Below are 12,918 nucleotides of genomic sequence, written 5' to 3'. Positions count from 1 at the left end.
ACCTGATGTCCTCTTTTAACGAAATGATCAAAAACATCACGCCGGAAATCTACCAGAGCCTGAAACTGGCGGTAGAGATCGGCAAGTGGTCCGACGGCGGCAAACTGACTGCCGAGCAGCGCGAACTGTCGTTGCAGGCGATGATCGCCTGGGAAGTGCAGAACCTGCCCGAGGAACAACGCACCGGCTACATGGGCCCGCAGGAATGCAGTTCGAAGTCGATCACTGTGCCGAATATCCTGTTCAAGTCGGATGCCATCCATTGATCGAGATTGGCCGCGGTGCAATCAGCAAGATGTCGGCGCGCCTCGAAGCGTCGACCGTGCAATACGCTTTTCGCCTGGGCGATACCGAGGTGCCGGTCAATCCCATGATCGGCAGCACGGTTCGCCTGGAATACCTGGGTGCGATCCATTGCATCCATTGCGGACGCAAAACCAAAACCAGCTTCAGCCAGGGTTACTGCTACCCGTGCATGACCAAACTGGCGCAGTGCGACGTCTGCATCATGAGCCCGGAGCGTTGCCACTATGACGCCGGGACCTGCCGTGAGCCGGCCTGGGGCGAGCAGTTCTGCATGACCGACCACGTGGTGTACCTGGCCAACTCGTCGGGCGTCAAGGTCGGGATCACCCGCGCCACCCAGCTGCCGACCCGCTGGCTCGATCAGGGCGCCAGCCAGGCATTGTCGATCATGCGCGTGTCGACCCGTCAGCAATCGGGTTTCGTCGAAGACCTGTTCCGCAGTCAGGTGGCCGACAAGACCAACTGGCGCGCCTTGCTCAAGGGTGATGCCGCACCGGTTGACCTGAAACAGATTCGTGATCAACTGTTCGAAAGCTGTGCCGAGGGCGTGCAAGGACTGCAGGAGCGCTTCGGCCTGCAAGCGATTCAGCCGGTATTTGATGTCGAGCCGATTGAAATCCGTTACCCGGTCGAGCAGTACCCGGCCAAGATTGTCAGCTTCAATCTGGACAAGAACCCGATTGCCGAAGGCACGCTGTTGGGGATCAAGGGTCAATACCTGATCTTCGATACCGGCGTTATCAATATTCGTAAATACACGGCCTACCAGCTCGCCGTGCATCAGTAAAAGGACTCCAGCATGCGCACCGAACAACCGAAGATGATCTACCTGAAAGACTATCAGGCGCCCGAGTACCTGATCGACGAGACGCACCTGACCTTCGAGTTGTACGAGGACCACAGCCTGGTTCATGCGCAACTGGTGATGCGCCGCAATCCGGCCCGTGGCCCGGGCCTGCCGCCGCTTGTACTGGATGGCCAGCAACTCGAGCTGCTGTCGGTCAGCCTGGGCGACACCGAGCTGAGTGCCAGTGACTATCAACTGACAGAAAACCACCTGACCCTGCACCCGACCAGCGCCAGCTTCACGGTCGACACCAGCGTGCGGATTCACCCGGAAACCAACACCGCGCTGGAAGGCCTGTACAAGTCCAGCGGGATGTTCTGCACCCAGTGCGAGGCCGAGGGCTTTCGCAAGATCACCTATTACCTCGACCGCCCGGATGTGATGAGCAAGTTCACCACCACGGTGGTCGCCGAGCAGCACAGCTATCCGGTGCTGCTGTCCAACGGCAACCCGATTGCCTCCGGTCCCGGTGAAGATGGCCGGCACTGGGCGACCTGGGAAGACCCGTTCATGAAACCGGCCTACCTGTTCGCGCTGGTGGCCGGTGACTTGTGGTGCGTCGAAGACACCTTCACCACCATGACCCAGCGCAGTGTGGCGTTGCGCATTTACGTCGAGCCGGAAAACATCGACAAGTGTCAGCACGCCATGAACAGCCTGAAGAAGTCCATGCGCTGGGACGAAGAAGTCTATGGTCGCGAGTATGACCTGGACATCTTCATGATCGTGGCGGTCAACGACTTCAACATGGGCGCCATGGAGAACAAGGGCCTCAATATCTTCAACTCCAGCTGCGTGCTGGCCCGTGCCGAAACCGCGACCGACGCCGCGCACCAGCGGGTTGAAGCGGTGGTGGCCCACGAATACTTCCACAACTGGTCGGGCAACCGCGTGACCTGCCGCGACTGGTTCCAGCTGTCGCTGAAGGAAGGGTTCACGGTGTTCCGTGACGCCGAGTTCTCTGCCGACATGCACTCGCGCACCGTCAAGCGCATCGAGGACGTGGCCTACCTGCGCACGCACCAGTTCGCCGAAGATGCCGGCCCGATGGCCCATGCCGTGCGCCCGGATGCGTTCATCGAGATTTCCAACTTCTACACCTTGACCGTCTACGAGAAAGGTTCGGAAGTGGTGCGCATGATCCGCACCTTGCTCGGCGCCGAAGGTTTCCGCAAAGGCAGCGACCTGTATTTCGAGCGTCACGATGGCCAGGCGGTCACCTGCGACGATTTCATCAAGGCCATGGAAGATGCCAACGGCGTCGACCTGACCCAGTTCAAACGCTGGTACAGCCAGGCCGGTACTCCGCGTCTGGCGGTGAGCGAGTCTTACGATGCGGCGGCGAAAACCTACAGCCTGACCTTCCGCCAGAGCTGCCCGGCGACCCCGGACAAGGTTGAAAAGCTGCCGTTCGTGATTCCGGTAGAACTGGGCCTGCTGGACAGCAAAGGTGCGGCGATCGCATTGCGTCTGGCCGGTGAAGCGGCCGCTGACGGGACATCCCGCGTGCTGTCGGTAACCGAGGCCGAGCAGACTTTTACCTTCGTCGACATCGCTGAACAGCCGTTGCCCTCACTGCTGCGTGGTTTCTCGGCGCCGGTGAAACTGAGCTTCCCGTACAACCGCGATCAGCTGATGTTCCTGATGCAGCACGACAGCGACGGCTTCAACCGTTGGGAAGCCGGCCAGCAATTGTCGGTGCAGGTGTTGCAGGAACTGATCGCTCAGCATCAAGCGGGTCAGGCATTGGTGCTCGATCAGCGACTGATCAGCGCGTTGCGCACTGTGTTGGCCGACGAAAGCCTGGATCAGGCCATGGTCGCCGAAATGCTCTCGCTGCCAAGCGAGGCTTACCTGACCGAAATCAGCGAAGTGGCGGACGTCGATGCGATTCACGCCGCCCGTGAGTTCGCCCGCAAGCAACTGGCGGACAGCCTGTTCGATGCGTTGTGGCTGCGTTATCAGGCCAATCGCGAGCTGTCGAAGCAAACCGCTTATGTTGCCGAAGCCGAGCACTTCGCCCGTCGTAGCCTGCAAAATATCGCGTTGTCCTACCTGATGCTCAGTGGCAAGCCCGAAGTGCTGGCAGCGGCCCTTGAGCAGTTCGATGCCTGCGACAACATGACCGAGCGCCTGACCTCGTTGGCGGTGCTGGTGAACTCACCGTTCGACGCCGAGAAGGCCAAGGCACTGGCCAGTTTTGCCGAGCACTTCAAGGACAACCCGTTGGTCATGGACCAATGGTTCAGCGTTCAGGCAGGCAGCACGTTGCCGGGTGGCTTGCAGCGGGTTCAGCAGTTGATGAAGCACCCGGCGTTCAACATCAAGAACCCGAACAAGGTGCGGGCGCTGGTCGGTGCGTTTGCCGGGCAGAACCTGATCAACTTCCATGCGGCCGATGGTTCGGGTTATCGCTTCCTCGCGGATCTGGTGATCGAGCTGAACGGCTTCAACCCGCAGATCGCTTCGCGCCAATTGGCGCCGCTGACGCGCTGGCGTAAATACGACAGCGCCCGTCAGGCGTTGATGAAGGCGGAGCTGGAGCGCATTCGCGGCTCGGGCCAGCTGTCCAGCGATGTGTTTGAAGTGGTCAGCAAAAGCCTGGCGTGACGCAATCATCGCTCCCTCAGGCGTTCACTCGAACCCTGTGGGAGCGAGCCTGCTCGCGAAGGCGGCCTGACAGCCGACCTATCTCTTGCGGATGTACACCAATCAAAAGTGTGGGAGCTGGCTTGCCTGCGATGGCGGCCGGACAGTCGACCTATCTTCCGCAGATATACCCCAATCAAACCTGTGGGAGCTGGCCTGCCCGCGAAGGCGGCCTGACAGCCGACCTATCTCTTGCGGATGTACACCAATCCATACTGTGGGAGCTGGCTTGCCTGCGAAGGCGGCCTGACAGCCGACCAATCTCTTGCAGGTGTACATATCCATTCCTGCGGTAACGGCCACTTAGGGTTCCGCTCTTACAGCGTGTCACTTTTGGCAAACGCCCCAAAAGGTCTCGCCCAAGCGTACGGCACCTCGCCTAGGCTCGGCGTCCCCTCGCTCCGGTGTCCATCAGAGGGCATCGCCTACGGTCTGCTTCGCGACGACCTCCTCTCGATGTGTCCGGCTGCGCCGTACGGCGCTGCGCGCCCACCCCCTGATGAACACCTGCGTTCGGCCTTCCGAAGGGGCGGGTGGATCAAAAGCCGGATCAAGATCAAGATCAAAGTCCAAAACCAAAACCAAAACCAAAGCCAAAGCTCAAACCTTTTCTGTCGGAAAATTCTGCTCAATCGCTGGTTTCAGATCACCCCTGCGAATGCCTGGTAATTCAGCGACAGTCCGTAACTCCCCCCAGTTAACAAAAGATAACGTGGTGTTGATTGTCAGACCTTTCGAAAGCTGGATAGGATAGGCCAGCTTCCGAAGGGGCTCTAGATTGCGCGTTTCAGGACTATGCTCCAAAAACCGTCAATCGCTACGAGCAACCCTGCGGCGCCCTGAAAGGTTGAACGACCTAACAATAATAATGGGGGAAAGGTCTATGAGTGAGCCTGTCATGGGTGTGGGTTTTTGCCGCCCGCCGGCGTTACGCAAATTCGCGTTGCTGGCTACAGCGCTCTCGCTGTTGGGTTCTGCCGTGCTGTCGGCACCCGTCCTGGCAGCAGATGCACAGGCGTCCGATACGGTCTATTCGATTGAGTCCGCAAAGTCCGCCAAGGGCCTGATGCTTGATGTTGCGCATGCAGGCAAACGCCTGGTGGCGGTCGGCGATCGTGGCCATATTCTGTATTCCGATGACCAGGGCCAGACCTGGACCCAGGCCAAAGTGCCCAGTCGGCAACTGCTGACCGCGGTCTATTTCGTCGATGACAAGCATGGCTGGGCTGTCGGTCATGACGCGCAAATTCTCGCCAGTGAAGATGGCGGCGTTACCTGGATCAAACAATTCGAAGACTTGAAGCGCGAAGCGCCGTTGCTGGCTGTCTGGTTCAAGGACCTCAGCAGCGGGTTTGCCGTGGGCGCTTACGGCGCTCTGCTGGAAACCACTGACGGTGGAAAGAACTGGGCAGACGTCGGCGATCGCCTCGATAACCCGGATCAGTACCACCTCAACGCTATCGCCGCGGTAAAGGATTCCGGGCTCTTCATTGTGGGCGAGCAGGGCAGCATGTTCCGTTCCCCAGACTGGGGGCAAACCTGGGAACGCCTTCAAGGTCCGTACCAGGGTTCGCTGTTCGGGGTGATTGGCACCGCCAAACCGGCGACTTTGCTGGCTTACGGTCTGCGCGGCAATCTGTTCCGCTCCACTGATTTTGGCACTACCTGGGAGCAGGTCGAGCTCAAGGCTGCGCGCGGCGCGCTGGAATTCGGTCTGTCCGGGGCGACCCTGCTTGACGATGGCAGCATCGTGATCGTCGGCAACGGCGGCAGCGTGGTGCGCAGCAGTGACGACGGCGTGACCTTCAGCGTATTCAACCGTCCCGACCGCATATCCGTTTCGGCGGTCACCGCGGCAGGCAATGGCAACCTGATTCTGGTAGGACAGGGCGGCGTTCGCGCTACTTCGCCAATCGGCGCCGAGCTGGGCAATTAATGAGAGGCGCAGATATGACATCCATGAGCAGTCATCATCAGGACAAGGCGACGTTTCTCGAGCGCCTGATTTTCAACAACCGCCCGGCAGTGATTGTTATCTGCCTGCTGGTCAGCATGTTCCTGTTCTGGCAGGCGACACTGATCCGGCCGTCCACCAGCTTCGAAAAAATGATTCCGCTCAAGCATCCTTTCATTGAAAAGATGATGGAGCACCGCAACGACCTGGCCAACCTCGGCAATACCGTGCGTATTTCCGTGGAAGCCACCGATGGCGACATCTTCTCCAGGGAGTACATGGAGACCCTGCGCCAGATCAACGACGAGGTGTTCTACATCTCCGGTGTCGACCGTTCCGGCCTCAAGTCGCTGTGGAGTCCGAGCGTGCGCTGGACCGAAGTGACCGAGGAGGGTTTTGCCGGCGGTGAAGTCATCCCGCAGAGCTACAACGGCTCAGCCGACAGCCTCGATCTGCTGCGCAACAACGTGCTCAAATCCGGTCAGGTCGGTCGGTTGGTGGCCAACGACTTCAAGTCGAGCATCGTCGATATTCCGCTGCTGGAGTCCTACCCGGACCCGCAGGACCAGGGCAAGCTGCTGGCACTGGACTACCAGAAGTTCTCCCACGAACTTGAAGACAAGATCCGCGACAAGTTCGAAAAGCAGAACCCCAACGTACAGATCCACATCGTCGGTTTTGCCAAGAAGGTCGGCGACCTGATCGACGGTCTGATCATGGTGGTCATGTTCTTCGGCGTGGCGTTCGTCATTACCCTGATTCTGTTGCTGTGGTTCACCAACTGCCTGCGCAGCACCGTGGCGGTGTTGAGCACCACCCTGGTGGCGGTGGTCTGGCAGCTCGGGTTGATGCACGCCTTCGGCTTTGGCCTGGACCCGTATTCGATGCTGGTGCCGTTCCTGATCTTCGCCATCGGTATTTCCCATGGCGTGCAGAAGATCAACGGGATTGCCTTGCAGTCCAGCGATGCGGACAACGCCTTGACTGCTGCCCGGCGCACGTTCCGTCAGCTGTTTCTGCCGGGGATGATTGCGATCCTCGCGGATGCGGTGGGCTTCATAACCTTGCTGATCATCGATATCGGGGTGATCCGTGAGCTGGCCATCGGCGCGTCCATTGGCGTGGCGGTGATCGTGTTCACCAACCTGATCCTGCTGCCGGTAGCGATTTMCTACGTCGGCATCAGCAAGCGTGCGGTCGAACGCAGCAAGAAAGACGCAATCCGCGAGCATGGTTTCTGGCGTCTGCTGTCGAATTTTGCCAGCTCGAAAGTCGCCCCGGTCTCGATMCTCCTGGCGCTGATCGCCTTTGGTGGCGGCCTCTGGTACAGCCAGAACCTGAAAATCGGCGACCTCGACCAAGGTGCGCCGGAGTTGCGTCCGGACTCGCGCTATAACCAGGACAACAATTTCATCATCAAGAACTACTCCACCAGCTCCGATGTGCTGGTAGTGATGGTCAAGACCAAGGCGGAAGGCTGTTCGCGTTACGAAGCCATGGCGCCAATCGATGAACTGATGTGGAAGATGCAGAACACCGAGGGCGTGCAGTCGGCGATTTCCCTGGTGACCGTCTCCAAGCAGATGATCAAGGGCATGAACGAGGGCAACCTGAAGTGGGAAACCCTGTCGCGTAACCCGGACGTGCTGAACAACTCCATCGCCCGTGCCGATGGCCTGTACAACAACAGCTGCTCGCTGGCACCGGTGCTGGTGTTCCTCAACGACCACAAGGCCGAAACCCTCGACCGCGCGGTGCATGCGGTGCAGGACTTCGCCAAGGAAAACAACAAGGACGGCCTGGAGTTCATCCTGGCTGCCGGGAACGCCGGGATCGAAGCGGCCACCAACGAGGTGATCAAGGAGTCGGAACTGACCATCCTGGTGCTGGTGTACATCTGCGTGGCCACCATGTGCATGATCACCTTCCGTTCCTGGGCGGCGACCTTGTGCATCGTGTTGCCGCTGGTGCTGACCTCGGTGCTGGGCAACGCGCTGATGGCGTTCATGGGGATCGGCGTTAAAGTCGCGACCTTGCCGGTGGTGGCGCTCGGGGTAGGGATTGGCGTGGATTACGGCATCTACATTTACAGCCGCCTCGAAAGCTTCCTGCGTGCCGGCCTGCCGTTGCAAGAGGCTTACTACCAGACCCTGAAGTCCACCGGTAAAGCGGTGCTGTTCACCGGTCTGTGCCTGGCCATCGGCGTCTGCACCTGGATCTTCTCGGCGATCAAGTTCCAGGCCGACATGGGCCTGATGCTGACCTTCATGCTGCTCTGGAACATGTTTGGTGCGCTGTGGCTGTTGCCGGCGCTGGCACGTTTCCTGATCAAACCTTCGAGCCTCGCTGGGCAGAAGGGCAACTCACTGTTCGCTCACTGATTCCGGGTGGGAACAGAAAAGCCGCAACCTCAGGTTGCGGCTTTTTTTATTGGCATGTCGCTCACGGCTTTAGCGTGATTCAACGCGGTTCAAGTGGCAAGAAATCGCTGTCGGCCAGCGCCTTGCTGATGAAGCCGCGATGAATGTCGATTTTCTGTTTCGGATCTTTAGCCTTGGCCAGTGCCGATTCGTACGTTTCGAAACGCTGCTCTTTGGTTTTCAGATGTGCCTGGGTGTAGTCGGTCTTGGCATCAGCGAAATTTGCATAGTGAAAGTGCCCATACCACCAGGCTTGACTATCACGGTTCAGCAGGACGTACTCCTGCATGAAGTCCCTGCGTCCGGTTTTCAGCTGAACCCGGTTGCCGCTGACATGTACGAATATTTCGTTACATCGCAACAAATGCTCCACGCCCTCGCTGGTAGGCGCCTGGGCCAAGGTCATGCGGGTACGCAGTTCCGTTGCCTTGTTGTCGAGGGCTCGCGCCTTGTCTCGTAGCTCGCTGACAAGTGCTGCATCCTGTTCCCGGTTTGACGGGGCGTTTTCATGTCGTTCCAGGTTATCGGCATACCCAACCAGTTTTTGCGCTTCGCGTTGCAGTTGCTCTTCGATTTCCTTGGGCGAGCTTGCACGTTGTGCATAGCCATCGATCTTTTTCACCTGTTTATCGACATTGACCATTGCCTTGCGGGCATCGCCTTTGAGCTGCGGGTAGGGGCGCAAGGAAGCTTTGGGGGCGGGTGGTCTGACATCGACGATTTCTACCCAGACATTCGGCTCATGTTCGTGGAAAGACGCCAGAGGCTCGTCTTCAAGAGGGCCGTTGATGTCGACAATGTCCCCGCCCTGGTTGGAAATTCGCGGGCGTATATCGCCGATCAGTGTGCCTTTTGCGGTCTTGATGACCTTCTTGCGGCTGGTCGATGAGGTAGGGGATGGTTCCTCGGGTTGCGGCAGGCTTTGAAGTTCCTCGGCCAGACGGCGCTCGGCATCGACGCGCAGTTGGTCGATGATTTCCCGCAGACGATTGAAGGCTGGCGACTGTAAATCATCGGTATTGAAGATGCCGATACTCTCGAGGCCGTCCTGCGCTTTGTTGTAGTGATCCACCAGGTTGTCCAGCACTTCAATACGGTCGCCGCGTTCATAGATGTGCAAGCCTTGCAGTTCGGCATGGGATCGGGACAACAGCAGTACAGGATCAACGACACTCTCCAGCGCCGCCGAGGTTTCAGTTCCCAGCGCCTTGACGCTGAGGATACGCAGGATAACCAGTTGGTAGGACTTGACCCTCAGGGCCGTCATTTCATTTTCCGGTCTGTTCTGGCTCAATCGAGTCCAGGGTTCGGCACCCAGGCGAGGGATCTGTTTAAGCTCCTGAAGACGGCGGTCTACCTCTTCATAGAACTTGATCATGGTCTCGTTGATCTCGCAAGTTTTGCGCACGAAGTCGAAATACCGATCCATCACCACCAGGCCCTCGGCATTCAGCGCTTCATAGAGCTGCCGGACGCCGCCGCTTAAGTCTGCGTAGTGTCGGCTGTTTGCGGCGCGATCCAGATCTGCAATAACTACCTGTTTGCGAGCATTGTTGATGATGTTTTCCAATAAGTTGCACAGTAGCTGATTGTCGGGATCGATCTTTTTCAGGGTGCTTATCTCTTTGATCTCGGCAATCTGCGTGACGTAGCTTTCGCTCTGCCTGTCGAGCTCAATGGCGAACCGTTGCCTGAATGTCGCACGCTCTGTCTCGGTACTGGCGGGGTGGTTTCTTTTCAGCTGCATCAGGTTTTCCGCGATATCGACACGCTTTTGCACTCGCTCCTGTTGCTCGAAAAACTCCCGGCGATTGAGCTCCAGCAAGTCGATGCGCTGTTGGTCTTGTTCTCGCTTGGCGGCAATTCGGCTCTTGGGTCCACCCCCGAGCAGTTTCAGCCCCTGGTCCAGCGTCCATTTGCCATCGCCATTGGATTTGAGCCTGATCCCCGGATGATCCGGGTGCTCGGGATGCACCAGATAAACCTCGCCGAATCCGGGCACGATACTGACGCGAAACAGCAGGCCGGCGAGGGTGGCATGCCATAGGTCCCTGATCCGGTACAAACCCTTGAAAGGACCGACTGCAATGGGCTCTGGTAGAGATTCCGGCCATGGAACCTTGACTTCGAGCAGCTTGTTGAACAGCCGGGCCGAGGCGGAGTCGCGAGCGGTCGACAGGTTGAAGTCCAGCAGGGTATCGCCGCTGCCCGGTGGCTCGGAAGGCAGTCCAGGCGGTTCCTGGGTAATGGCTGTCTCGGTGTTCAGTGAGGATTGCCATAGTGGGCGGCGCAGTGGGTCGAGGGCTACCGGAACCTCTTTGCCCTTTCTGTCTGATAACGGCGTATCAACGGCACCTTGTTCACGGGCCACATGCAAAAGCACCAGGCCAATGTTCAACAGTACGTCGATCCAGGCCTGGTTCCGGGCGTTGGCATCATCACTGTCCAGGGCCGGAAGATCGTTGATCAGGCTGTGGGAGATTTGCAGCATCCAGCCCACCAGCATGGCCGGGCCGCGTAACAGGGGCAGAATCAGGTTGTTGAATACCAGCCAGCCGCCCTCCAGGATGATCGCCCAGCGACTTTCGGCATTGGACACCGATTGCCGGTCGGCCAGATCGACCAGTGCACGGCCATTGCTGGCGAACAGGCTGGCCAGCAACTGACCGTTTTCCATTGCCGAGAGCCAGTCGCTGGCGGCCTCGTCGCCCACCAGAATCGCCGGCTTCGGCTTTTCAGGACGTATGAACTCATCGCCTGGATGAAAATGAACAATGTGCGGCTCGTTGAAGCCGTTGTTGTCATAGACCGGTCGTGCTCGATCGGACAGCCAGGTCAGCACGCTGGTTTGCAACGGACCGGGCTGCGCAATGGCGCTCAGCAACTCTTGGCGGCTGGGGTATTCATGCAGGGCCGGTGAGTACAACGGCCGATAGAGAATATGCGGGCCATCGGCATTCAGGTCTTTGGGCTCAATGATGAACATGTTGCTCACCACATCGCAGTCGGCCTCGGCTTTGCGTTGAAAAGCCAAAGGTCTGATGACGATCGCTTGGTCATCGACGAATCGCTCGGCAGCGAGTGGATTCATCACCGCGTCGACATACCGGTATCCCCGGTGGGTGAAGCCGTGCTCACCCTTGATCGAATGCTCAAGGGCCAGCATCGGCAAATGGATGCTCAGCTCCAGGCCGAACAGGCGCCCACGCTCCTTAGCCTCGGGGCTCTCTGCGAACAGCAGGTTTTCGATCAGTTCGGGATAGTGTTTACCCACATCGACCCGGCTCACCAGATCCAGCAAGTAGGCCTCGGTGGTCCAGTCCTGGATCAATTGATCCGCTGTGTGGCGAATGGTCATCCGGCCTTTGGGTTTACCTGCCAGATTTTTGATCGCCAACTCGGTCAGGGACATTTTGACCGGTTCGATGTAGCCGCTGCCAAGGTCACCGACGGGGACATGAAAGGTCAGTTCCAGCTCATCGGCATTGTATGCCGGGGCTTGGGGTTGATCCTTCAGCATCTGTGTGTGCAACGCCTTTTTGGCGAAAGTGTGAATGTCATCGATGTCGTCCCGGAACGAGCGCCCTTGGGTCTGTTGCTTGACGCTGGCCATCATCAGCACGTGCTTGCGGTAGGCCATGCGCTCAGCGGTTGCAGCCGTTTGCAGCCATTCGGGGATCGTTGCCTGTACCGGTTGAAGGTGCATCGAGCGGGCTGGGTGACCGATGAACAACGTGGCGACATCGGTGATCGAATCAACGCGTTGTTCAAGGTCATCCAGGCTTTGGCCGGCCGGTAGTTGCAGTGAAGCCAGGTCCTCCAGTTGCTGGTTCAAGAGCAAGGCGGCCTGGGTGTCAAATATGTTCCCGTCGGGCTCAAAGCGTTTCCACGTGATGGTCTCGGTCATGAAATCCCGTTCAAACCGAGCCCCCCAGGCCAGGCCGAAAGCCTGCAGGGAAGGGAAGGACTCGATGCTCCCGGTCACGCTGCACAACAGCAGGATCTCACCGCATTCGACGAGGATGTCGGGGCTCTGCAGGCTGACTGCCGACTGACCTTTACTCAGGGTCGTTTGAAGGGTGTAGGCATGAATAGAGCCTTTGGACCAGGGCCTTTGAAGGCGTTGCTGTTGGTCAGGATGATTGGCCAGTTCCGTGAGGACGTCGGCCTGCACTGCGTTACTCGCCGACAAACGTGTGGCGGACGTCTTCAGGACTCCGGCAAACAGATCTCCCAGCCATTGCCAGCGGCTGGACCCGGTGTCGACGCTCTCGTTCCAATAGCTCGTCAGTGACTCCTGAAAAGCAATGAATAGAATCGTCGGTAGTTCACGGATGACGTCTGCAATCACCTGCATGTCGGGTACGCGGGAGGTGGTTTTGCCGACGGTCAACCGGGCAGGGGCCTTGTTGGTCAGAAAACAATCGCGACCGTATTGCTCGCTCAAGTCGGGAGGTATGTCGCTGGCCAGATACTCCAGCACCACGTCCAGAAGTAGTGTGAGACGCCATGCGCCATCCGGGATCGGTTGTGCAACCTTGGTCCGCTCAGGGTCAAAATCAAGGTGAGGGTATTTTTCCTGCAAACCGTCCTTGAGCAAGCGAGAGGTTACCGAGCGCAACGTCGGCCGGGTGCTGAACCGGGCGTTGATCGCGCGCGCGACGATGTGGGTATAGCCCGCCGTAACGGGCGGCGATGCAGGTGTCGACATGATGCAATCCTTTGCATGGGGTTGAGTCTGT

The 12,918-nt window shown here is 58.6% G+C and carries 6 protein-coding genes; 5 read left to right on the top strand and 1 reads right to left on the bottom strand.

Going from position 1 to position 12,918, the window contains the following annotated elements:
- The first annotated feature begins 5 nt into the window (after positions 1-5).
- From AC1DIH_RS05925 to AC1DIH_RS05905, 5 genes are all read left to right on the top strand, one after another.
- A complete protein-coding gene (locus tag AC1DIH_RS05925; RefSeq protein ID WP_019690610.1) occupies positions 6-266 on the top strand; it encodes a YeaC family protein in 261 nt (86 codons plus the stop codon).
- Positions 263-1,093 (top strand): DUF2797 domain-containing protein, encoded by an 831-nt coding sequence (locus tag AC1DIH_RS05920; RefSeq protein WP_477770977.1) that lies wholly within the window; start codon positions 263-265, stop codon positions 1,091-1,093. The genes AC1DIH_RS05925 and AC1DIH_RS05920 overlap by 4 nt, the downstream gene beginning before the upstream one ends.
- A gap of 12 nt (positions 1,094-1,105) precedes the next feature.
- Positions 1,106-3,763 carry an aminopeptidase N gene (gene pepN / locus AC1DIH_RS05915; RefSeq protein WP_477770976.1) on the top strand — a complete coding sequence of 886 codons (2,658 nt, stop codon included), beginning with the start codon at positions 1,106-1,108 and terminating at the stop codon, positions 3,761-3,763.
- A gap of 922 nt (positions 3,764-4,685) precedes the next feature.
- Positions 4,686-5,738, top strand: coding sequence for a WD40/YVTN/BNR-like repeat-containing protein (locus AC1DIH_RS05910; RefSeq protein WP_477770975.1), 1,053 nt, complete (start codon positions 4,686-4,688; stop codon positions 5,736-5,738).
- Between the two features lie 23 nt (positions 5,739-5,761).
- On the top strand, positions 5,762-8,137 hold the full coding sequence (locus tag AC1DIH_RS05905) for an efflux RND transporter permease subunit (protein ID WP_477771083.1): 2,376 nt from the start codon (positions 5,762-5,764) through the stop codon (positions 8,135-8,137).
- Positions 8,138-8,216: 79 nt separating this feature from the next.
- On the opposite strand, the gene AC1DIH_RS05900 is transcribed toward AC1DIH_RS05905, so the two are convergent.
- A complete protein-coding gene (locus tag AC1DIH_RS05900; RefSeq protein ID WP_477770974.1) occupies positions 8,217-12,887 on the bottom strand; it encodes a dermonecrotic toxin domain-containing protein in 4,671 nt (1,556 codons plus the stop codon).
- Positions 12,888-12,918: the final 31 nt, after the last annotated feature.

Source organism: Pseudomonas sp. 05N36 (assembly GCF_056397385.1).
Note: the sequence above shows the minus strand (reverse complement) of the source record. Positions and strands in the feature narration are given on the sequence as shown.